This window comes from Pseudomonas sp. CH61 (assembly GCF_059429415.1).
In genome coordinates this window covers 2,900,989-2,922,538 of sequence record NZ_CM182098.1, presented here as the reverse complement: position 1 = coordinate 2,922,538, position 21,550 = coordinate 2,900,989, and the positions used below count along the sequence as shown (strand labels likewise).

19 protein-coding genes are annotated in these 21,550 nt (G+C 60.6%); 15 read left to right on the top strand and 4 right to left on the bottom strand.

Annotated features, from left to right (window positions below; genetic code table 11):
- The first annotated feature begins 5 nt into the window (after window positions 1-5).
- The 15 genes from benC to AC5SEM_RS13025 all read left to right on the top strand — a co-directional run bounded on the left by benC (window position 6) and on the right by AC5SEM_RS13025 (window position 16,874).
- Window positions 6-1,019 carry a benzoate 1,2-dioxygenase electron transfer component BenC gene (gene benC / locus AC5SEM_RS13095; protein WP_495473239.1) on the top strand — a complete coding sequence of 338 codons (1,014 nt, stop codon included), beginning with the start codon at window positions 6-8 and terminating at the stop codon, window positions 1,017-1,019.
- Window positions 1,020-1,039: 20 nt separating this feature from the next.
- Window positions 1,040-1,801, top strand: coding sequence for a 1,6-dihydroxycyclohexa-2,4-diene-1-carboxylate dehydrogenase (locus AC5SEM_RS13090; protein ID WP_077572493.1), 762 nt, complete (start codon window positions 1,040-1,042; stop codon window positions 1,799-1,801).
- Window positions 1,802-1,823: 22 nt separating this feature from the next.
- Complete coding sequence (locus AC5SEM_RS13085; RefSeq protein ID WP_495473238.1) at window positions 1,824-2,945, top strand: muconate cycloisomerase family protein; 1,122 nt, start codon at window positions 1,824-1,826, stop codon at window positions 2,943-2,945.
- Between the two features lie 15 nt (window positions 2,946-2,960).
- Window positions 2,961-3,251: a muconolactone Delta-isomerase gene (gene catC / locus AC5SEM_RS13080; RefSeq protein ID WP_123593305.1), complete on the top strand. Its 291-nt coding sequence runs from the start codon at window positions 2,961-2,963 to the stop codon at window positions 3,249-3,251.
- A 163-nt stretch (window positions 3,252-3,414) separates the two neighbouring features.
- Window positions 3,415-4,332 (top strand): catechol 1,2-dioxygenase, encoded by a 918-nt coding sequence (gene catA, locus AC5SEM_RS13075; RefSeq protein WP_495473237.1) that lies wholly within the window; start codon window positions 3,415-3,417, stop codon window positions 4,330-4,332.
- 498 nt (window positions 4,333-4,830) lie between these two features.
- Window positions 4,831-5,877: an isopenicillin N synthase family dioxygenase gene (locus AC5SEM_RS13070; protein WP_495473236.1), complete on the top strand. Its 1,047-nt coding sequence runs from the start codon at window positions 4,831-4,833 to the stop codon at window positions 5,875-5,877.
- 27 nt (window positions 5,878-5,904) lie between these two features.
- A complete protein-coding gene (locus AC5SEM_RS13065; RefSeq protein ID WP_495473235.1) occupies window positions 5,905-6,714 on the top strand; it encodes a MetQ/NlpA family ABC transporter substrate-binding protein in 810 nt (269 codons plus the stop codon).
- Entirely contained in the window at window positions 6,711-7,511 is an 801-nt protein-coding gene (locus AC5SEM_RS13060; RefSeq protein WP_116029694.1) for a methionine ABC transporter ATP-binding protein, read from the top strand. The genes AC5SEM_RS13065 and AC5SEM_RS13060 overlap by 4 nt, the downstream gene beginning before the upstream one ends.
- Window positions 7,508-8,179 carry a methionine ABC transporter permease gene (locus tag AC5SEM_RS13055; RefSeq protein ID WP_077572499.1) on the top strand — a complete coding sequence of 224 codons (672 nt, stop codon included), beginning with the start codon at window positions 7,508-7,510 and terminating at the stop codon, window positions 8,177-8,179. Before AC5SEM_RS13060 ends, AC5SEM_RS13055 begins: the two co-directional genes overlap by 4 nt.
- Window positions 8,180-8,187: 8 nt before the next feature.
- Window positions 8,188-9,744, top strand: a complete 1,557-nt coding sequence (locus AC5SEM_RS13050) for a sugar ABC transporter ATP-binding protein (protein WP_495473234.1) — start codon at window positions 8,188-8,190, stop codon at window positions 9,742-9,744.
- The gene (locus AC5SEM_RS13045; RefSeq protein ID WP_016987731.1) at window positions 9,737-10,762 is read left to right on the top strand and encodes an ABC transporter permease; all 1,026 of its coding nucleotides are present in this window, start codon (window positions 9,737-9,739) and stop codon (window positions 10,760-10,762) included. Before AC5SEM_RS13050 ends, AC5SEM_RS13045 begins: the two co-directional genes overlap by 8 nt.
- Window positions 10,763-10,785: 23 nt before the next feature.
- Window positions 10,786-11,841, top strand: coding sequence for a substrate-binding domain-containing protein (locus tag AC5SEM_RS13040; protein ID WP_495473233.1), 1,056 nt, complete (start codon window positions 10,786-10,788; stop codon window positions 11,839-11,841).
- Window positions 11,842-11,999: 158 nt separating this feature from the next.
- The gene (locus tag AC5SEM_RS13035; RefSeq protein WP_495473232.1) at window positions 12,000-12,665 is read left to right on the top strand and encodes a sulfite oxidase-like oxidoreductase; all 666 of its coding nucleotides are present in this window, start codon (window positions 12,000-12,002) and stop codon (window positions 12,663-12,665) included.
- A 431-nt stretch (window positions 12,666-13,096) separates the two neighbouring features.
- Window positions 13,097-15,484: a TonB-dependent receptor plug domain-containing protein gene (locus AC5SEM_RS13030; RefSeq protein ID WP_495473231.1), complete on the top strand. Its 2,388-nt coding sequence runs from the start codon at window positions 13,097-13,099 to the stop codon at window positions 15,482-15,484.
- A complete protein-coding gene (locus AC5SEM_RS13025) occupies window positions 15,474-16,874 on the top strand; it encodes an APC family permease (RefSeq protein WP_495473230.1) in 1,401 nt (466 codons plus the stop codon). Before AC5SEM_RS13030 ends, AC5SEM_RS13025 begins: the two co-directional genes overlap by 11 nt.
- A gap of 116 nt (window positions 16,875-16,990) precedes the next feature.
- On the opposite strand, the gene AC5SEM_RS13020 is transcribed toward AC5SEM_RS13025, so the two are convergent.
- From AC5SEM_RS13020 to AC5SEM_RS13005, 4 genes are all read right to left on the bottom strand, one after another.
- Window positions 16,991-17,452: a DUF3574 domain-containing protein gene (locus AC5SEM_RS13020; protein WP_077572506.1), complete on the bottom strand. Its 462-nt coding sequence runs from the start codon at window positions 17,450-17,452 to the stop codon at window positions 16,991-16,993.
- Between the two features lie 197 nt (window positions 17,453-17,649).
- Window positions 17,650-20,034 carry a DUF3772 domain-containing protein gene (locus AC5SEM_RS13015; protein WP_495473229.1) on the bottom strand — a complete coding sequence of 795 codons (2,385 nt, stop codon included), beginning with the start codon at window positions 20,032-20,034 and terminating at the stop codon, window positions 17,650-17,652.
- Between the two features lie 168 nt (window positions 20,035-20,202).
- Window positions 20,203-20,433: a hypothetical protein gene (locus tag AC5SEM_RS13010; RefSeq protein ID WP_495473228.1), complete on the bottom strand. Its 231-nt coding sequence runs from the start codon at window positions 20,431-20,433 to the stop codon at window positions 20,203-20,205.
- 100 nt (window positions 20,434-20,533) lie between these two features.
- The gene (locus AC5SEM_RS13005; protein ID WP_495473227.1) at window positions 20,534-21,439 is read right to left on the bottom strand and encodes a LysR family transcriptional regulator; all 906 of its coding nucleotides are present in this window, start codon (window positions 21,437-21,439) and stop codon (window positions 20,534-20,536) included.
- Between the last annotated feature and the right edge of the window lie 111 nt (window positions 21,440-21,550).

Below are 21,550 nucleotides of genomic sequence, written 5' to 3'. Positions count from 1 at the left end.
GCACCATGAATTTCCAGATTGCGCTTAATTTTGAAGACGGCGTCACCCGTTTCATCGAAGCCGGCGGCCATGAAACCGTGGCCGACGCGGCGTATCGCCAAGGCATCAACATCCCGCTGGACTGCCGTGACGGCGCCTGCGGCACCTGCAAATGTTTCGCCGAGGCCGGGCGGTACGACATGGGCGACAACTTCATCGAAGACGCCTTGAGCGCCAACGAACTCGCACAAGGTTATGTGCTGACCTGCCAGATGCGCGCTGAAAGCGATTGTGTGGTGCGAGTGCCGGCAGGCTCGCAGGTGTGCAAGACCGAACAAGCGAACTTCCAGGCATCGATCAGCGCTGTCCGGCAGTTGTCCGAAAGCACTATCGCGCTGTCGATCAAGGGCGAAGCGCTGAGCAAACTGGCGTTTCTGCCGGGCCAGTACGTCAATCTGCAAGTGCCCGGCAGCGAACAGACCCGCGCTTATTCCTTCAGCTCATTGCAGAAGGACGGCGAGGTCAGTTTCCTGATCCGCAACGTGCCCGGTGGCCTGATGAGCAGCTTCCTCACCGGTCTGGCCAAGGCCGGCGACAGTATGAGTCTGGCCGGCCCGTTGGGCAGCTTCTATTTGCGCGAAATCAAACGGCCGCTGCTGTTGTTGGCGGGCGGCACCGGCCTGGCACCGTTCACCGCGATGCTGGAAAAGATCGCCGAGCAGGGCAGCGATCATCCCGTGCATTTGATCTACGGCGTGACCAACGATTTCGATCTGGTCGAACTTGATCGTCTCGAGTCCTTTGCCGCACGGATCGCCAATTTCAGCTTCGGCGCGTGCGTGGCCAATCCGCAGAGCGCGCATCCGCTCAAGGGCTACGTCACCCAGCACATCGAGCCGCGCCACCTCAATGAAGGCGACGTCGACGTGTACCTGTGCGGGCCGCCGCCGATGGTTGATGCGGTCAGCCAATACATCCGCGAGCAGGGCATCACCCCGGCGAATTTCTACTACGAAAAATTTGCCGCTGCGGCTGCCTGAAATCCTTTTTCGAGGTTGTCATGAACAACAGATTCTCCAACAAGGTCGCGCTGGTCACCGGCGCGGCGCAGGGTATCGGCCGCCGTGTGTGCGAACGCCTGTTGCGCGAAGGCGCGCAAGTGGTCGCCGTCGACCGCTCCGAGCTGGTTCACGAGCTGCAAGGCGAGGGCGTTCTCGCGCTGACCGCCGACCTTGAGCAATACGCCGATTGCGCACGGGTCATGGCCGATGCGATCAACACCTTCGGCCGACTCGACATCCTGATCAATAACGTCGGCGGCACGATCTGGGCCAAGCCCTTCGAGCATTACGAAGTCGAACAGATCGAGGCTGAAGTGCGCCGCTCGCTGTTCCCGACCCTGTGGTGTTGCCACGCCGCGCTGCCGTACATGCTCAAGCAAGGTCGTGGCGCCATCGTCAACGTTTCATCGATTGCTACCCGCAGCGTCAATCGCGTGCCGTACGGCGCGGCCAAGGGCGGCATCAATGCGCTGACCGCGTGCCTGGCCTTTGAAAACGCCGAGCGCGGTATTCGCGTCAATGCCACCGCACCGGGCGGTACCGAAGCACCGCCCCGGAGGATCCCGCGCAATGCCGCCGAACCGTCGGCGCAGGAGCAGGCCTGGTATCAGGAAATCGTCGCGCAAACCCTCGACAGCAGCCTGATGAAACGCTACGGCAGCCTCGACGAACAGGTCGGCGCGATCCTCTTTCTCGCCTCCGACGATGCTTCTTACATCACCGGTGTAACTCTGCCGGTTGGTGGTGGCGACCTCGGTTGATTACTTTTCAAGGGACATTGAAATGCAGCGAATCCTGATTGAAAACCTGACGACTATCATCGTCGACCTGCCGACCATTCGCCCGCACAAACTGGCGATGCACACGATGCAGAGGCAGACCCTGGTAATCCTGCGCCTACGTTGCAGCGATGGTATTGAAGGCATCGGCGAAGCCACCACCATCGGCGGTCTCGCTTACGGTTATGAAAGCCCGGAAAGCATCAAAGCCAATATCGACGCACATCTGGCTCCGGCGCTGGTGGGTATGGACGCCAACAACATCAACGCGGCGATGCAGCGGCTCGACAAAATTGCCAAGGGCAATACTTTCGCCAAGTCCGCCATCGAAAGCGCACTGCTCGATGCGCAAGGCAAACGCCTCGGTCTGCCGGTCAGCGAACTGCTCGGCGGCCGCGTACGGGACAGCCTAGAAGTGGCCTGGACCCTGGCCAGCGGCGACACCGCCCGCGACATCGCTGAAGCCGAGCAGATGCTCGAAGCGCGTCGCCATCGCATCTTCAAATTGAAGATCGGCGCCAACCCGCTGGAGCAGGATCTCAAGCATGTGGTGGCGATCAAAAAAGCCTTGGGCGAGCGCGCCAGTGTGCGGGTTGACGTTAACCAGTATTGGGACGAATCCCAGGCGATTCGCGGCTGTCAGGTACTGGGTGACAACGGCATCGACCTGATTGAACAGCCGATCTCGCGGGTCAACCGCTCAGGGCAGATTCGCCTCAACCAGCACAGCCCGGCACCGATCATGGCCGATGAATCGATCGAAAGCGTCGAGGATGCTTTCAGCCTTGCCGCCGACGGCGCTGCCAGTGTGTTCGCCCTGAAAATCGCCAAGAACGGCGGCCCGCGTGCCGTGCTCAGAACCGCGCAGATCGCCGAGGCCGCCGGCATCGCGCTGTACGGCGGCACGATGCTCGAAGGCTCCGTCGGCACGCTGGCCTCGGCGCACGCCTTCCTCACGCTCAAGCAGCTGACCTGGGACACGGAGCTATTTGGCCCGATGTTGCTGACCGAAGACATCGTCACTGAAACGCCGCAGTACCGCGATTTCCACTTGCACATCCCGCGAACCCCGGGCCTTGGCCTGACGCTGGACGAAGAGCGTCTGGCGCGTTTTCGTCGCCACTGAATCAGGAGAGTCACCATGCTGTTCCACGTAAAAATGACCGTGAAATTGCCTGTCGACATGGACCCCTCGCTGGCCTCCCGGCTCAAGGCGGACGAAAAGGAACTGGCGCAACGGCTGCAACGCGAAGGCGTCTGGCGGCACCTGTGGCGCATCGCCGGGCATTACGCCAATTACAGCGTGTTCGATGTGCCGAGCGTCGAGGCCCTGCACGACACGCTGATGCTTTTGCCGCTGTTTCCCTACATGGACATTGAGGTCGATGGCCTCTGCCGGCATCCGTCGTCGATCCACAGCGACGACCGCTGACCCAACCCGGTCCCTGTAGGAGTGAGCCTGCTCGCGATAGCGGTGTGTCATTCAGCATCGATGGCAACTGGCAGACCGCTATCGCGAGCAGGCTCACTCCTACAAGGGACGGTGCTGGAACTCAAGAACTGCGTCGACAAAACAACAAGATGAGGTAACCACCATGACCGTGAAAATTGCCCACACTGCCGAACTGCAGGAATTCTTCAGAGAAGCCGCCGGTTTTGCCAACGATGACGGCAACTCCCGGCTGAAAACCATCGTCCTGCGCATCTTGCAGGACAGCGCCAAGATCATCGAAGACCTCGAGATCAGCGAGGACGAGTTCTGGAAAGCGGTCGACTATCTCAACCGTTTGGGCGTGCGTTCGGAGGCAGGACTGCTGGTTGCCGGCCTCGGAATCGAGCATTTTCTCGACCTGTTGCAGGACGCCAAGGACGCACAAATCGGCTTGACCGGCGGCACGCCGCGCACCATCGAAGGCCCGCTGTACGTGGCCGGCGCGCCCCTGTGCGAAGGGGAGTGCCGGATGGATGATGGCAGCGAGGAGGGCATCGCCACCGTTATGCACCTAGAAGGTCAGGTGTTCGATCTGCATGGCCAACCGTTGGCCGGTGCCACCGTTGACCTGTGGCACGCCAACACCAAGGGTACCTATTCGTTTTTCGACCCAAGCCAATCCGAGTACAACTTGCGTCGACGCATCATTACCGACGCCGAAGGCCGCTACTACGCTCGCAGTATCGTGCCATCCGGCTATGGCTGCGACCCGCAGGGGCCGACCCAGGAATGCCTGAACCAACTCGGCCGCCATGGCCAGCGGCCGGCCCATGTGCATTTCTTTATCAGCGCGCCGGGGCATCGGCATCTGACCACGCAGATCAATCTGTCGGGTGATCAGTATTTGTGGGATGACTTCGCCTATGCGACCCGTGAAGGCTTGGTCGGGGAGGTGGTGTTCCGTGAGGACGCGGTGTCGGGGCGTTATGCCGAGCTGAAGTTCGACTTCCAGTTGCAGCAGGCGCCGGACGCCAGTGCCGAACAACGCAGCCAACGGCCGCGTGCGTTGCAGGACGCTTGATACCGAGTCGTCTGGTTCCCTCACCCTAACCCTCTCCCAGAGGGAGAGGGGACCGACCGGGGGGATCTTGAGTGCTACACCGACCTGAACGATATCCGCCGAATCCAACCCGGTTGTTCAGGTCGATGCATACCGCAAAACAACTCGGTCGGCTCCCTCTCCCTCTGGGAGAGGGCTGGGGTGAGGGTACTGACCGAGGTGATCTTGAGCGTTGCACTGACCTGAACGATATTTACCGAATCCAACCCGGTTGTTCAGGTCGATGCATACCGCAAAACAACCCGGTCGGCTCCCTCTCCCTCCGGGAGAGGGCTGGGGTGAGGGGAAAACAGGCCTAAGGTAATGCGAAAAAGATATTGGCTCTGCATTTTTAAGATCGTTTAGTTTTGTCGCAACGACGAATCAAAACGCATCAAACCGATAGACCCCCGATTGCCATGACGGCACACGCTGAATCGATCACAGGTTTTTCAGGTTTGATTCACACGGGAGTGAATCATGCCGCATACCCTCGATATCACCGCATTACCGACGCTGGACCTGTCGCTGTTCGAAGGCACGGCGCAGCAGCGTTACGAATTTCTTGAAGACCTGCGCCACGCCGCGCGCGACGTCGGCTTCTTTTACCTGACCGGCCACGGTATCGACAGCGACTTGCTCAAGCAGGTGCAGGCCCACGCCCGGCAATTCTTCGCCTTACCCGACAGCGAAAAAACCGCCGTCGGCATGATCAATTCACCGCACTTTCGCGGTTACAACCGTGCCGCCTCGGAGATCACCCGTGGCCAGCCCGATCTGCGTGAACAGTTCGATCTGGGTGCCGAACGCGAGGCGTTGCCATTAGACGCGGATAGCCCGTTATGGGCGCGGCTGCAAGGCCCCAACCAATGGCCGGCGGCACTGCCGGAACTGAAACCGCTGTTGCTCGAATGGCAAGAGGCGATGACGCGGATGTCGTTGCGCCTGCTGCGTGCGTTCGCTCAGGCACTGTCGCTGCGCGCCGATGCGTTTGATCAGCTCTACGGCGACAAGCCCAACGAACACATCAAGTTGATGCGCTATCCCGGCCAGTCCAGCGAGTCGAGCCATCAAGGTGTCGGTGCACACAAGGATTCCGGTTTCCTCAGCTTCCTGCTGCAAGACCAACAGGCCGGTCTGCAGGTCGAGATCGAAGAGGGGCGCTGGATCGATGCGTTGCCGCGCGAGAACACCCTGGTGGTGAACATCGGTGAACTGCTCGAACTGGCCAGCAACGGTTATCTGCGTGCCACGGTGCATCGCGTGGTTTCGCCTCCGGCGGGCAGTGAACGCCTGTCTGTCGCGTTCTTCCTCGGTGCGCAACTGGATGCCGTGGTGCCGCTGTATCCGCTGCCCACCGCACTGTTGCGCGAGGCGCGCGGGCCGGCGAGTGATCCGCTCAACCCACTGTTTCGCGATGTCGGCTGGAACTACCTCAAGGGTCGTTTGCGCTCGCATCCGGATGTCGCGCAGCGCTTCTACGCCGATGCGTTGCTGCCGCCACCGCCCGCTCGTAAATCCGCCTGACTCAACCACCGCTCAAGGACTCCGCACATGATCAAGAAAGCAGGTTTGACCCTGGCCGTGCTCGGCGCGCTGGTGACGTCGTTCGGTGCGCAGGCGCTGGAGCCATTGCGCGTCGCCGCCGACCCGGTGCCCCACGCGCAGATTCTGGCGTACATCCAGAAAATCGATCCGCAACTCAATCTCAAAGTCATCGAGATCCCCAACGGGGTGAACTCCAATGAGCTGTTGGTGCACGGTGATGTCGACGCCAATTACTTCCAGCACCTGCCGTACCTGAAATCCCAGGAAAAGGCCCTTGGCGAAAAACTCGCGGTGGCCGCCACGGTGCATATCGAGCCTTTGGGCATCTACTCGCACCGGCACAAAAGCTTCGCCGACGTGCCGGCAAAAGGCACCGTCGCCGTGCCCAACAACGTCACCAATCTGAGCCGCGCGCTGTACCTGTTGCAAGACAACGGCTTGATCAAGCTCAAACCCGGCTTCAACGACCCGGCGGCCGATCAGGCGACGCCCAAGGACATCGCCGAAAACCCGAAACAACTGAAGATTCTCGAGATCGAATCGCCGCAGATTCCGCGCTCGCTGGACGACGTCGATCTGGCCGTGATCAACGGCAACTACGCGCTCGACGCAGGCCTGGTGCCGGCCAAGGATGCCTTGGGCCTGGAAAAAGCCGAGCACAATCCTTACGCCAATATTCTGGTGACCACGCCCAAGCTCGAACACGACCCGCGTATCGCGCAACTGGCCAAGGACCTGACCTCGCCAGAGGTCGCCAAATACATCACCGACAACTTCGCCGGTTCGGTGATTCCGGTGGCGGGCGGCAAGCCATGATCGCCGTCGAGCAGTTGAGCAAGACGTATCCTTCGGCCGCGCAACCGGCACTCGATCAGGTCTCGTTGAGCATTCCCGACGGCGCGGTCTACGGGATTCTCGGGCGTAGCGGGGCGGGCAAGTCGACGCTGCTGCGCTGCCTCAACCTGCTCGAACGACCGGACAGCGGACGCATTCTGCTGGATGGCGTCGACCTGACAACGCTGTCGGTCAGCGAACTGCGCCAGCAGCGTCAGCGCATCGGCATGATCTTCCAGGGCTTCAACCTGCTGCATTCGCGCACCGTTTTCGACAATATCGCGGTGCCGCTGGAGATCGCCAAGGTGGGCAAGCCGTGGCGTCATGTGCGGGTTCGCGAGCTGTTGGAACTGGTCGGCTTGAGTGACAAGGCGCAGGCCTTTCCCTCGCAATTGTCCGGCGGGCAGAAACAGCGTGTCGGCATTGCCCGCGCCCTGGCTGCTGAACCGGCTTATCTGTTGTCGGACGAAGCCACCAGTGCACTCGACCCGGAAACCACCGCGTCGATCCTTGAACTGCTGCGCGACATCAATCGGCAACTGGGCGTCACCATCGTGCTGATCACCCATGAACTGGAGGTGGTCAAGTCGATCTGCGATCACGCTGCGTTCATGGCCAACGGACGTCTGGTCGAAGCCGGGCCGGTACCAAGGCTGTTGGCCGATGCGCAATCGCAACTCGGCGCTTCGCTGCGACCGACCTGCGGTTTGCCGCTGGGCCACGCTGAGCCGGGCCTGAGTTTTCTCAAACAATACGGCGTACGGGCGGCGCACTCATGAACCGCACGGTCAATTGGGATGAAATCCTGCAACTGCTGTTCAACGCCACCGGTGAAACCCTGTACATGGTCCTGCTCGCGGGGCTGTTCACGCTGCTGATCGGCTTGCCGCTGGGCGTGTTGCTGTTCATCAGTCGTCGCGACGGACTGTTGCCGATGCCACGCTTGAATGCCGTGCTGGGTGGCGTGGTCAACCTCGGCCGTTCACTGCCATTCGTGGTGATGCTGATTGCCCTGATCCCGCTGACGCGGCTAGTGGTCGGCACAACGCTGGGCAGCACCGCCGCCGTGGTGCCGATCACCATCGGTGCGTTTCCATTCTTCGCGCGCATCGTCGAAAACGCTCTGGACGAAGTCGACAAGGGGCGCATCGAAGCGATCCTCGCCATGGGCGGCGACATCGGTCATGTGATCTTCAAAGTGCTGTTGCCCGAAGCGCTGCCGGCGTTGCTGGCCGGGATCACCTTGACGCTGGTGATGCTGATCGGTTTTTCCTCGATGGCCGGGGTGATCGGCGGTGGCGGGCTCGGTGATCTGGCGATCCGTTACGGCTATCAGCGGTTCAACAATGAAGTGATGGTTGCCACGGTGGTGGTGTTGGTGATCCTCGTCCAAGGCGTGCAAAGCCTGGGCGATCGATTGGTTCGTTCGCTGGCGCATCGTCGCTAAGGATTTGTATGAGTGTGCCGGTCGCTGTGGCCCGTGAGCCGCTGATTCGTGTACGTGAGTTGAGCAAAATATTTGGCGCGAGCCGGGCGCTGAACGCCGTCAGCCTGGACATCTATCCCGCCGAAGTGGTGGCGCTGCTTGGTGCCAATGGCGCGGGTAAGTCGACCCTGGTAAAGATCCTCGCAGGCAGCCAGACTGCCGACGCTGGCGAGATCTGGCTGGAGGGCGCGCCACGCCATTTCAGTTCGCCGCTGTCGGCGCGGCGCTTCGGTATTGTCGCGGTGCACCAACAGATCAACGAGGGCATTGCACCGGGGTTGAGTGTCGCGGAAAACCTCCTGCTCGATGAATTGTGCAAGCCGGACGCGGACTTCTGGCTCAATCGTAAACGCCTGCTGGAGCGCGCTGCGAGCATCGCCGCCGGGCTGGGTTTGACCTTGCCGCTGGAGCAGCCAATCGAACATCTCGGTCAGGCCGAACGGCAATTGGTGGTGCTTGCTCGGGCCTTGGCTTTGCAGCCGCGCCTGCTGATTCTGGATGAGCCGACGGCGGCGCTTTCCGATGCCGAGGCGCAGCGGCTGTTTGGATTGATCGACACCTTGCGCAATCGCGGCGTGGCGATTCTGTACATCTCCCATCGACTCTCCGACCTGCAACGGGTGGCGGATCGCGCCATTGTGTTGCGGGATGGGCAGTTCGCGGGCGAGTTCACGGCGCGGCAATTACCCGAAGCGGTGAGCGCCATGCTCGGGCAGGCGCTGGCCGAGCATGTTTATCAGCCGTGCGTGGCCGGGCGCGAGGTGTTGAAACTCAACGCCATGCAAATTCTGCCGCGCTCCGCCGCGTTCGACCTGACCCTGCACGAAAACGAAGTGGTGGTGCTCACCGGGCTGCTGGGCGCCGGCAAAAGTGAAATCGCCGAGGCGCTGTTCGGCCTGCGTAAAGCCACCTCGGGCCGCGTGCAACTGGATGGCGCGGACTGGCGTGCGGACTCACCGCGTCAGGCCATTCAAAGCGGGGTGTTCTTCGCGGCCGAAGATCGCGCCAGTCAGTCGCTGGTAGCCGATTTCACTTTGCGTCGCACCCTGACTTTGCCGTTTCTTGAACGCTTTACCCGCGGCGGTTTCATCCGCAACCGCGCCGAAGCGGCAGCGGTCGAGGCACAAGTAGCAGCACTGGGGATCAAGACTGTCGGTATCGATGTGCCCATGTCCGCGCTTTCGGGCGGCAATCAACAGAAAGTCGTGCTCGGCCGCTGGCTGCTCGGTGAAGGGCGGGTATTGATCCTCGATGAACCCTTTCAAGGCGTCGACGTGCGCGCCCGCCGCGACATCGGCCAATTGCTCCGCGACAGCGCCAAGGGCCGGGCGACGCTGGTGATTTGTGCCGATGTCGATGAAGCCCTGGAAATTGCCGACCGCATTCTGCTGGTGCGCGATCACGCGGTGGTCGCCGAGTACCCGCGCGCCGGCCTCAATCGTGCTGATCTGGTCGCTGCACTGGCCGGCAGCGACGTGACCGAACATTCCCCTCAAGCCACGCCAAGGAGCAGAGCGAGTGCCTGATTCAAGTTCACTGTTATCGACCGAGCCGGCACGCGCCGAACGTCTGCTGCACGGGTTGATCCGCTATGGCCTGTTATGGCTGCTGGCGCTGATCGTGGTGTTTTTCAGTGTGGCCGAGCCGGCATTCCTGCGTGTCGGCAACCTGTTCAGCATCCTGCAATCGGTGTCGATTGTTGCGCTGCTGGCGTTGGGCGTGACGCTGACCATGGCGGTCGGCGGTCTCGATCTGTCGATTGGCGCGGTGGCGGCGATGAGCCTGATGATCGCCAGTTACGTGATGGTCGTGCTCGGCTGGGGCGCGGTGCCGGCGGTGTTGATCAGTCTGGCGGGCGGTGCGCTGGTCGGCCTGCTCAACGGTTGGCTGATCGTCAAACTGCGGGTGCCGGACATTCTTGCGACGCTGGGCAGCATGTTTCTGGTGATCGGTGTGCAACTGATTCCCACGGGCGGACGTTCGATTGCAGTGGGCATGACCTTGCCCAGCGGTGAGGAAACCGAAGGTACGTTCAGTGCTGCGTTTCTGGCGCTGGGACGTGGGCGGTTGTGGGAGGTGGTGCCGATTCCGGTGTTGATCACGGCGGTGGTAGCGGTGGCGGTGTGGCTGTTTCTCGAGCGCACGCGCATTGGTCGGCTGTTCTATGCCATCGGCGGCAACGAGCAAGCGGCGCGCTTGGCCGGTGCACCGGTGCAGCGCTTCAAGTTATTGGCTTACGTGCTCTCGGCGTTGCTTGCATCGCTGGGTGGATTGTTGCTGGCGGCGCGCCTGGGTCGTGGCGACGTCAGTTCGGGCAACGGTCTGGTGCTGGATGCCCTCGGCGCGGCGCTGATCGGTTTTGCCGTACTCGGCGCGAAGAAGCCCAACGCCTTTGGCACCCTGGTCGGCGCGCTGCTGGTGGCGGCGCTGCTCAACGGTCTGACCATGCTCAACGCGCCGTATTACGCGCAGGATTTCGTCAAGGGACTGGTGCTGGTGCTGGCCCTGATGTTCACGTTCGGCCTCGCGCATCGGGCGCGTTGAGCCGCTTTATGCAAGGAAGTTGTATGCACGGTTCAATCACACAGTTCGCCCGTCATTGCCTCGCCGGTGCGTTGCTTTCGGCATTGGCGCTGAGCGCGCAGGCCAAAGCCTTGCCCGGCGCACCCGCACCGTTCGATAAAGGTCAGGTGCAGATTGCATTGGTCGGTTATTTGTTCTCTGGGGACTTCCCCGAGGCTTATTTGCGTGGCGTCGAAAAGCAGACCGAAGCGCTGGGTGCCAACCTGCGGGTATTCGATGCCCGGCAGCAAGCGGCGAGTCAGGGCGAGATGATCGATCAGGCTATCGATCTCGGCGTCGACGGCATCATCGTCCAGCTCGGCTTGGCCGAAACCCTGAAAGCACCGATCGATCGGGCGATCGCCAAAGGCATCAAGGTCGTCGCTTTCGATGTCGATCTGAACACGCCGCAAGTGACCCAGGTCGAGCAGGATCACCATGCGCTGGCACGTCTGGCGCTGGATCAGGCCGTCAAGGACAACGGCACGAAGTTCGATGCCGGCTACGTGTACATCAGCGGTTTTACGCCGATGGAGCGCCGCGACGAGATCTGGAGTCAGGTCAAGAAAGCCAATCCGGGGATCGTCGAGAAGGCACGCTTTGGCACGCTGAATCCGCCGATCGCCAATTCGGTGGCGGATCAGGCCAGCGCCGTGCTTCGCGCCAATCCAGGCATCAGCGTGATTTTTGCGCCGTTCGACGAGTTCGCCAAAGGGGCGAAAATTGCCGTCGATGAGGCAGGGCTGACGAGCAAGGTGAAGATCTACAGCGCCGATATTTCCACCGCCGATATTCAGATCATGAAAGAGCCGGACAGCGCCTGGGCGGCGACGGCAGCGGTCAATCCGCAAGTGGCCGGGGCGATCAGTGTGCGCAGCCTGGCGATGTTGATTGCCGGGGAAAATCCGGGGCATCAGGTACTGGTGCCGCCGACGCTGATTACCCGTCAGCAGTTGCTGGATCTGGATGTGAAGAATGTTCGAGATCTGGCGCAGAAGCTCCCCAGCTTCGGTGATACCGCGAATGTCGCACGGGCGGCGTGGATTCCAGTGGCCAACTAGAACATTTGCCACGACATCGCCCATGTGGGAGCGAGCCTGCTCGCGAAGAGGTCCGATCAGTCGATATCTCTGTTGACTGACCCAGCGCTTTCGCGAGCAGGCTCGCTCCCACAGGGGTAACGCGTAGTTGCGCAAACTGAGGGAGTTCTGGAGCTTACATGCACAACAAAGCTGCACGCATACGCAAAAGCCGTTCGCCGAAAGCCGATCCGGTGCTCGGGGAACGACTACCCCCAGGCCAGGTGCTGACGGAGCGTTTTCCAATCCTCCACGAAGGCGAAATACCGGAATACGACCTCGCCAACTGGTCGCTGCGCCTGTTCGGCACGCTCGCACAGCCTATCGAATTACGTTACGCCGACCTGCAGGCACTGCCGCAACGGCAATTGCGCTGCGACATCCATTGCGTGACACGCTGGTCGAAATTCGACACCGAGTGGAGCGGGGTGCATCTGCGGGATTTGTTGCAGGCGTTCGATATCCAACCGACATCGGCGTTCGTCATGGCCCACGCCGACCACGATTACCAGACCAACTTGCGACTTGATGATCTGTTGCACCCCGACAGTCTGTTGGCCACCCACTACGCCGGCCAGCCGCTGACCGCGCAACATGGCTGGCCGCTACGGTTGGTGGTGGCGGGGCGGTATTTCTGGAAGAGCGCGAAGTGGCTGCGCGGGCTTGAATTCGTCGAGCAGGAACAACCGGGGTTCTGGGAGCAGAACGGCTTTCATCTGCACGCCGATCCGTTTGCTGAACAGCGTTTCAGTGGTGATGAACTGGATATTGCCGAGGATGCCTGGCTGGAAAAAGAGTTCGACTAAGTAGTGCCCGACGCAGATCAAAACTGTAGGCCTTCGCCTGCTCGCGATAGCGGTTTTAAATTCAACGGTGATGTCGACAGATGTACCGCTATCGCGAGCAGGCTCACTCCTACAGGGGGACTGCATTTCAATATAAAAAATTGGTGTTAGTTGGTTCAGGTGTTGGCTAAGCAACACTTCTGTTGAACTAAGAACAACTTTTTAGAGCGATCTAACCTAAGCGTTATTGGTTCTTTTACGAGCTGCGGCAGCTCGTCTAGCATCTGGCTTCAAGGGGAAACATCTCACGCTGGGGAAACTGCAACTCACCGTAAAAAAGCCTTCACTGCCTTCCGGAAATCCAAAACTACAGCAGACATTGCCGCGCATTGCTTGCCGAACTTTATTGTCGGTAACGGCCGGGTATTAACTGCGATTCAAGGAGCTGTTACATGCATTACCGTTCCCGTTCATTACTGGCGGCCGCTGTCGCGTGCGCCATCTGGCAACTTCCGGCCAATGCCGAAGAAACTTCGGCAAGCGCCGACAGCGAATCCCGCCTCGGTACCGTGCTGGTCACCGGCACCCGGGGTACTTCGCGCACCGTGCTGGATTCGCCGGTGCCGGTCGACGTGCTCACTGCCGAAGACCTCAAATCCGCCGGCGCCGCTGATGGTGAATTGGGCGCGGCGTTGCAGACGCTGTTGCCGTCCTTCAGCCTGCCGCGCCAATCCAACTCCGGTGGCGCCGACCATGTGCGCGCCGCGCAACTGCGTGGCATGAGCCCGGATCAGGTGCTGGTGCTGGTCAACGGCAAGCGTCGCCATACATCAGCGGTGGTCAACGATTCCTCGAAGATTGGTCGCGGTACCGCACCGGTGGACTTCAACTCGATCCCGCTCAGCGCGATCAAACGCATTGAAGTGCTGCGTGACGGCGCCGGTGCGCAGTACGGTTCAGACGCGATTGCCGGGGTGATCAACATCATCCTCGACGACGCGCCCGAGGGCGGCGAAGTGTCGACCAGTTATGGCGCTTATCACACCCATCAGGACGCCATCGGCAAGACCACCACCGACGGCCAGAACAGCGTGACCACCGCGAAGATCGGCACGCGTTTGGGTGAGGAGGGCGGGTTTATCCGTGGCGGCACCGAATACAAGGATCGCAACCCGACCAACCGCGCCGGTTTCGACGGTTTTGCCGATACCCCCGGCCAGCGCAACTATGTAATGGGCGACGGCGTCGCGCGCGACGTCAACCTCTGGTTCAACAGTGAACTGCCGCTGGCCGGCGGCAAGGCCTACAGCTTCGGTACCTATAACCAGCGTCACACCACCGGCGCCGAGTTCTATCGCTACCCGTACGAACAGCCGCAGTTCTACCCCAACGGCTACTTGCCGCAATCGCTCGGCGACAATAAAGACGTCTCCGCCACCGCCGGTTTCAAGGGCCTGATCGGTGACGAGTGGGACTTCGACAGCAGCGTCACCCACGGTCGCAACCGCTTCGATGGATCGACCCGGCGCACGCTTAACGTCAGCCTCGGCGAAGACTCGCCGACGAAGTTTGACACCGGCGATTACGAGCTGCGCCAGACCACCAGCAACCTCGATTTCAGCCGCGAACTGCGTCTCGGCGAGCGCTCCTTTGTATTGGCGGTTGGCGGCGAATACCGCTATGAAAACTACCTGACCTATGCCGGTGACGAGGCCTCCTACATCGGCTCCGGAGCCGACGGCGCCAATGGCCTGCGCCCGAGCGAAGAGTCGGATCTGGATCGCAACGTGTTCGGTACTTACGCCGAGTTGTCCGGCGATCTCACCGACCGCTTCTTCGTCGACGCCGCCACCCGCTGGGAGCATTACGACGATGCCGGCAGCAAACTCACCGGCAAACTCAGCGGTCGCTACAAACTCACTGAGCAATGGGCCTTGCGCGGTGCGGTCTCGAACAACTTCCGCGCGCCGTCTCTGGCCCAAAGCGGCTTCCAGAACACCACCAGCAACTTCGGCGATGGCGGTACGCTGACTGACATCCGCGTGCTCTCGGTCAACGATCCGATCGCCCGTGCACTCGGCGCCGAGAAGCTCGATCCGGAAACCTCGAAGAACTTCAGCCTCGGCCTGACCTTTCAGTTGAACGAACGCTTCGATGCCTCCCTGGACGTGTTCCGCATCGACGTCAAAGACCGCATCACCCTGTCGCAACGCATTGGCAGCGATGCTCTGGAAAACTACATCAATGACAACTTCGGCGTTGCTGGCGTGCACGACGTCAATTTCTTCACCAACGCCGCCGACACCAACACCGACGGCGCCGAACTGGTGCTCAACTACCACCAGCCGTTCTACGAAGGGCAACTGGGCCTGACCACCGCGTACACCTACAACCACACCAAAGTCACCAGCACCAAAGGCACACCGTCGCAACTGACGGCGCTGGGCATTGGTAATGACGCCCTCGTTGGTGTCGAGGAAACCAACACCCTGACCGACGCGGCGCCGAAGGATCGCTTCATCTTTTCCGCCAACTGGGCCAGTGAACACTGGGGCTTGCTTGGGCGGTTGACGCGCCAGGGCGAGACCACCCGGGTGTTCGATTTCGGCGACTCGCAACCAGAGCAAACCTACGGCGCGGTGTGGCAACTGGACGCCGAGGTGGCCTACAAATTCACTCCGAAATTCAACATTGCCGTGGGCGGCAACAACCTCACCGACAACTACCCGGAACGTTCTGGCTCGGCGATCAACTACGGCGGCAACCTGCCGTACGACGTGCTCTCGCCAATCGGCACCAACGGCGCCTACTACTACGCCCGCGCTACCTATGGTTTCTGACGCGGGGCCGGGGCGGCATCTACCGGTGTTTCAAGCGTTGCTGATCACGCTGGGTATGGTGATCACCACCGACATCCTGAAAACCGCGCCGACCGTCGCCCTCAACGTCGGGCCGGAATATTTCTACCTGGTGTGGGTGCTGGGTGGCGTCGCATCAATGATCGGCGCGCTGTGTTTTGCCGAGATGGCCACGGCGTTTCCGCACCCGGGCGGCGACTATCACTTTCTGCGCACGGCGTATGGCGAGCGCATGGGATTCCTGTTCGCCTGGTCGCGGTTTTCGGTGATGCACACCGGCTGGATAGCGTTGTCGGCGTTCATGTTTGCCGATTACCTCAATGCGGTGGTGCCGCTGGGGCAGTACGGCTCGGGGTTGTTTGCCGGGGCGGTGATTGCCGCGTTGGTGTTGCTTAATCTCACCGGCAAGCACATTGGTTTTCTCACCCAGACCTTGTTGGTAGGGTTGCTGGCGCTGGGTTTTTTGAGCATCGCCAGTGCCGGCGTTTTTTTGGCCTGCCAAGGTATCGAAGCGCCTGCGCCGAGTCTTGCGCCCGTCGCGGAAAACACCGGTATGGCCGGATTTTCGGCGGCGATGATTTTCGTCTTTCTGGCGTTCGGCGGCTGGAGCGATGCGGCGACATTATCGGCAGAAGTGCGTGATGGCCGGCGGGGGATTTTCATCGCCATGCTCGGTGCGCTGAGCGTGTTGATGGTGATCTATCTGGCGCTCAATTGGGCGTTCGTTCAGGGCTTGGGGTTCGCTGGATTAGCGGCCAGCAATGCGCCGGCGGTTGAGTTGTTGAACCGCGCATTCGGTGCGCCGGGTGTGATGCTGATTTTGCTGATGGTCGGCATCGCCGCGATTGCGACCATCAACTCGACCCTTCTGGTCGGCGCGCGCACCACCTACGCCGCCGCGCGCGATATACCTCAGCTGCGCAGATTCGGCGAATGGGATGACCGGCATGGTGTGCCGCGCAAAGCGTTGCTGGCGGAAGGTGCGGTGGCGTTGTTGCTGGTGCTGTTCGGCAGTTTTACCCAGAGCGGTTTCAACACAATGGTCGAGTACCTGACACCGGTCTATTGGCTGTTTCTGAGTTTGAGCAGCGTGGCGCTGATTATTCTGCGGTGGCGTTTTCCCGAGGTGTCGCGGCCGGTGAAGGTGCCGTTGTATCCGCTGTTGCCGCTGCTGTTTTTCGGGTTGTGCCTGTACATGCTGTATTCCAGCGTGACGGTGGTGGGGTTTGGGGCGTTTTTGGGGATTGCGGTGTTGTTGGTGGGGGCTGTGCTTTTGGCCGGGTTGAGCCGTTTAAAAGCGAACCCTCACCCCAGCCCTCTCCCGGAGGGAGAGGGGGCCGACCGAGGTGTCTTGGGGGATACATCGACCTGAAAGACCGAATCGATTATGGATTCGGTGAAGCAAGTTCAGGTCGGCGTACTTCTCCAATATCCCCCAATCAGTTCCCTCTCCCTCTGGGAGAGGGTTAGGGTGAGGGGCTTCTGATTCTAGAACGACACCTCCGCCGGCTGCGACAACCGCAGCACCGACAAATCCCCCGTAATACGCTTGTAAGCCAAACGAATCGCTTCGATGTTGCCCGCATTCTTCGCACTGTTCTCATGCAGGATCACAATCACCTTGGTGCTCAAGCGTTCAGGCTCTTTTGCGCCTTTATCCCGCCACTGCCCATAAGCATCAAGCACACTGAAGCCATCAGGAAACCGCGACGTAACCTCCTGATCAAGAAACTCACGCCAGCGCGTCGGGCTGACCGCGCCTTCCTTGCCATCAATCGACCCCACGGAGAAGTACAACTCGGTGCGAATCCACTGCGCCTGCGCCGGCCGCGAGGCATCGCCTTGCAAGGTCGAACTGGCAGGATCATGGGTGTGAACGGACGCAGGAGGAGGATTGGCACAACCGGCGACGGCCAAGAACAAGGCCGCCAGTAAAAGACGTTGAGGCATGGAACATCCTTATTGAACGATGAGTAAACCGCTCGAGTATAAGGTTGCTGTCTGACCGCCAATAAAGACCTAAAAAGCAGGCATTTAGGCGCTTCGGGAATAACCCTTCACCGCGCAAAAAATGTGGGAGCGAGCCTGCTCGCGAAAGCGATTTTTCAGACAGCGAAAATATTCCATGCCAGGGCCTTACCGATTCATTACCCACTCGCCGGTGGTTTCGCCAACGCAATCTCTGCCGCCCCCAGCCGCTTGAGAATTTCAAACAACAAATCACTTTTGGTCACCCCGACAATCCTCGGGCTGCCCACATAACCGGTCACCGACAAGGTAATCCCGTCCGGCGACAATTTGCTGAAGCGCACGAACGGTGCCGGTTTATCAAGGATCGTTTCGTTCTCCCGGTAGGTGTTGAGCAACAGCTCTTTGACCTCTTCAGGATCGATGTCCAGCGGGAACACCAGCTCCAGTCCCGCCACGCCTTGCGCGCTGCCGCCCAGGGTGACGTTGCGCAGGTTCTGCGAGATCAGTTGCGAGTTCGGCACGATGACGATCGAGCGGTCACTGAGCTGGATTTCCGTGGCGCGCACATTGATGCGACGGATATCGCCTTCAACGCCACTGATGCTGATCAAATCGCCGACCTTCACCGGGCGTTCAGTCAGCAGAATCAGGCCGGAGACGAAGTTCTTCACGATCTCCTGCAGACCGAAACCGATGCCCACCGACAACGCACTGACGATCCACGCCAGATTGGTCCACTGCACGCCCAGCGACGACAGCGTCAGCAGGATCACGAAGGCGTACCCGATGTTGGAAAACAGCGTGCTCAGCGAGGCACACATGCCCGGGTCCATGTCGGTCTTGGGCAGGAACTCGTTGTCGAGCCAACGACGCAGGGCGCGGATCAGCCAGATGCCGATCATCAGCGCCAGTACGGCATTGAGCAGATGGCCGGGGACGATGTTCAGCTTGCGCAGTCCGGCGCCGCCGAGGATCGCCATGATGTTGCTCGCCAGTTGCCCGAGCGTGGTGCCGATGCCGCCGACAAACAGGGCGATGACCGCCAGCAGCAACAACGCTGCACGGCTGAAACCGGACAGCAGAATCGAGATCTGATCGAGTCGCCGGTCACCGATACCCAGTAGCTGTTTGAGCGCCTTGCCGCTCGCATGTCTGGGTGAAAAAACGTGCTCGCAGACGTCCTTGATCAACTGGATCAGCAGGTAAAAACCTGACAGGACAATGTACGCCCACACCAGCTCATAACTGATGAACCGCGCCAGTGATACGTAGCCGGCGAGCAGGGCAATCGCCGAGACAAGCATCGAGACACTGGCGAGGGTGTAGATCACCCCGGCGAACGTGCTGTTCGCCGCCGCAGCATCATTGGCTGCGACCAAGGCCTTGCGCACCTTGCCGACGCGCAACAGCAGGACCGTCACGATCGCCAGCACAACGATGGAAATGACCCCGCGCCCGGCGATCACGATCTGGCTGCTCATGCCGGTGGCATTGCTGACCTGCACCAGCGTCACCAGCACCAATAACGTGCAGGACAAGATGCGCGGGTAGGGCCTGAGCGCCAGCGCCACCTGATCGGCAATTGCCGGCAGGCGCCACGAGGGATGTTCGGTCGACAGCAGCGCGCGGCTCAACCCGGTGAGCAGCACGCAGGCATACACCACCTTCTCGAACTCTTCGGAGAAGGTTTCCAGCACGGGTGGCAAGGGTTGATGGCGGGTGCAGGCGTAGAAGAGCAACTGCAAGGCAATGCCGGTGGTGGCGATGGTCGCCAGCGCCGAGGCGAACGCCAGCGCACTGCGGCGCAGACGTCCCTCGGGCACGCGGTGAATGCACACCCAGGTCAGACCGCGTTCGGCCAACCGGCGTCCAAATGTCCAGATGATCAGCGCCACTAACACCAACACACTGGTGTAGAACCGCTCTCCCGGCGCCCACACGGTGGCCCAGGTGTCGCGCACCTGGGCGACGAAAAAGCGCAGACGCTGACGATCATCCTCGGTCGGACTCACCAGCGGCGACCAGAAACTCGGGCTCAGCACGCTGTCAGTGCCCAGCGTCAGCTCACTTTCCAGCAGTGTGCGACGGATGCCGGCGATCTGCGTAATCAGATCCGCCGCGCTCTGCTTCAACGCCGCCAGGCTCTTCAGCGTGCCGTCGACCTTGCTCTTCTGCTCGGCCAGCGATGCCCGTTGCGCGACGATGTCTGCCTGCTCCGCCGCCAGATCAGCGTCCGGCGCGGCCCCCAGCACCCCTAGCTGCACGGCCAGTTGCGCCTGCTGCGGCAACAACGCCGCCGACAACCGATCGACATCCAGAATGAATGCCTGCACCCGATCCTGCGGGCCTTCGAGCTGGTTGTAGTTGTTCGCGGCGGAAATCTGTTGCTTGAGCCCGTCGAGGCGTTGTTGCAGCGCCTGCAGATCGCTTTGCGAAATCACCGGCAACGGCGCGGCGGCGGTGGTTACCGGCGCCGGCAAGTCGGCAGCCAATAGCGTCGGGCTACCGCCAACAAGCAGCATGAACACGACAAAAAACAACGACTTCAATGTGTTGCGCATGGGTGAGGCGGCTCGAATGGATCACACAGTCTATGAGGTTAGGTGATCGAGCCGATCGAGGAGGAAAACTTTCCGGCAGAGCAGGGCAGGTGCGCAGCGCTGCCAAACGAAAAAAGCCCGACGGGTGAGGTCGGGCCTTTCTTCGGTGACTGCGCTGAAGCGCTGCATTCAGACGGCGCGGCGTTCGAGCAGACGGTCTGAACCGCCTTCGGCGACTGCATCGCTGAACAGCGGATCGGTCTCGGTTGCGGCGGCTACGGCATCACTGAACAGCGGATCAGTCTGGGTGGCGGCGGCTACCGCGTCGCTGAACAGCGGATCGGTCTGAGTCGCGGGAGCGGCAACAGCATTCAGTGCGAACAATGAGAAAGCGATGCTGAAAAGGGCTTGGCGTTTCATGAGTGTGTGCTCCGTGGGGTAGTGGTTAGGTCTGGAGCCGATCTTACGCCGCGAGCCTGATAAGAGAACTTCATTGAATCAATGGTTGTTATTGATGCGGTTAATGGTTGTTCTTTTTGAACGCATCGGGGATAGCGCCGGGACTCACCTGAGCACTGATCAGCTCGGCCAACATCCGCACAGGTTCGGTGAAGGTCTGGCGAGATCGGTGCACCAAACCTATATCTCGATGGAAGGTGTGCTGGCCGAGGTCGAGTACCCTTACACCGTCGGGCCATGCAAAATCGGGCGCCGTCTGCGGCACCAACGCCACCCCGACACCGTTTTCGACCAGTTTGATAATTGCTTCCAGCTCATCCAGTTCGCAGACCTCACGCAGTGTGAAATGCATCTGCCGCAAAAAGCGGTCGACCTGCCTGCCGCCAAAGGAAGATCGGTCATATCGAATGAACGGCTGGCTGCACAGCAACTGGGACCAGTCATCGCCCGGCACGTCACGGGGCACGATCAATCGGTAAGGCTCCAGTGCCAGCGTTGTCCAGCGCAGGTCGCTTTGCAGTGAAAAGGGTGGGCGGATGATCACGGCCATGTCGATCTCGCCAGCATCCACAAGGTTGACCAGTTCCATCGACAAACCTGGCACTACCCGGGATCGGCACTGCGGGCAGTGCTGGTGAAACTTTGCCAGCGCGTCAGGCAAGTAAGAGCGCTGCACCGAGGCAATCGCGCCAATGTTGACCAGCACGCTGGGCGGCAATCCCACCGTCGTCGAGCCGAGGCTGTCGTAGAGCCTGAGCAGTTCTTGCGCCTGCAGGAGGATCTGCTGGCCCATTTTGTTGAGGTGTGCCGAGCGCCCTTTTCTGTCGAAAAGCTCGAAGCCGAGTTCAGCTTCCAGGCGCTGGATCTGTGCGCTGACGGCGGCCTGCGTGAGGCCGATTTTGTTGCCTGCTGCAGCGAAAGTACCTTCGCGCGCGACGGCGATAAGTGTCTTCAGTTCTTTGATCATTCACAAATATTAATTGTGTTTCTAAGAAATATATATTGATTTTTATGTTTGGTTTTCCGTCCTAGGATGTTTCCCATTCCCCGGCAGCGGCTGAACCCAAGGCGCCGATGA

Coding starts and splice junctions, on each gene's coding strand:
- benC (WP_495473239.1), top strand. CDS start 6: ATGAATTTCCAGATTGCGCTTAATTTTGAAGACGGCGTCACCCGTTTC.
- AC5SEM_RS13090 (WP_077572493.1), top strand. CDS start 1,040: ATGAACAACAGATTCTCCAACAAGGTCGCGCTGGTCACCGGCGCGGCG.
- AC5SEM_RS13085 (WP_495473238.1), top strand. CDS start 1,824: ATGCAGCGAATCCTGATTGAAAACCTGACGACTATCATCGTCGACCTG.
- catC (WP_123593305.1), top strand. CDS start 2,961: ATGCTGTTCCACGTAAAAATGACCGTGAAATTGCCTGTCGACATGGAC.
- catA (WP_495473237.1), top strand. CDS start 3,415: ATGACCGTGAAAATTGCCCACACTGCCGAACTGCAGGAATTCTTCAGA.
- AC5SEM_RS13070 (WP_495473236.1), top strand. CDS start 4,831: ATGCCGCATACCCTCGATATCACCGCATTACCGACGCTGGACCTGTCG.
- AC5SEM_RS13065 (WP_495473235.1), top strand. CDS start 5,905: ATGATCAAGAAAGCAGGTTTGACCCTGGCCGTGCTCGGCGCGCTGGTG.
- AC5SEM_RS13060 (WP_116029694.1), top strand. CDS start 6,711: ATGATCGCCGTCGAGCAGTTGAGCAAGACGTATCCTTCGGCCGCGCAA.
- AC5SEM_RS13055 (WP_077572499.1), top strand. CDS start 7,508: ATGAACCGCACGGTCAATTGGGATGAAATCCTGCAACTGCTGTTCAAC.
- AC5SEM_RS13050 (WP_495473234.1), top strand. CDS start 8,188: ATGAGTGTGCCGGTCGCTGTGGCCCGTGAGCCGCTGATTCGTGTACGT.
- AC5SEM_RS13040 (WP_495473233.1), top strand. CDS start 10,786: ATGCACGGTTCAATCACACAGTTCGCCCGTCATTGCCTCGCCGGTGCG.
- AC5SEM_RS13035 (WP_495473232.1), top strand. CDS start 12,000: ATGCACAACAAAGCTGCACGCATACGCAAAAGCCGTTCGCCGAAAGCC.
- AC5SEM_RS13030 (WP_495473231.1), top strand. CDS start 13,097: ATGCATTACCGTTCCCGTTCATTACTGGCGGCCGCTGTCGCGTGCGCC.
- AC5SEM_RS13025 (WP_495473230.1), top strand. CDS start 15,474: ATGGTTTCTGACGCGGGGCCGGGGCGGCATCTACCGGTGTTTCAAGCG.
- AC5SEM_RS13020 (WP_077572506.1), bottom strand. CDS start 17,452: ATGCCTCAACGTCTTTTACTGGCGGCCTTGTTCTTGGCCGTCGCCGGT.
- AC5SEM_RS13015 (WP_495473229.1), bottom strand. CDS start 20,034: ATGCGCAACACATTGAAGTCGTTGTTTTTTGTCGTGTTCATGCTGCTT.
- AC5SEM_RS13010 (WP_495473228.1), bottom strand. CDS start 20,433: ATGAAACGCCAAGCCCTTTTCAGCATCGCTTTCTCATTGTTCGCACTG.
- AC5SEM_RS13005 (WP_495473227.1), bottom strand. CDS start 21,439: ATGATCAAAGAACTGAAGACACTTATCGCCGTCGCGCGCGAAGGTACT.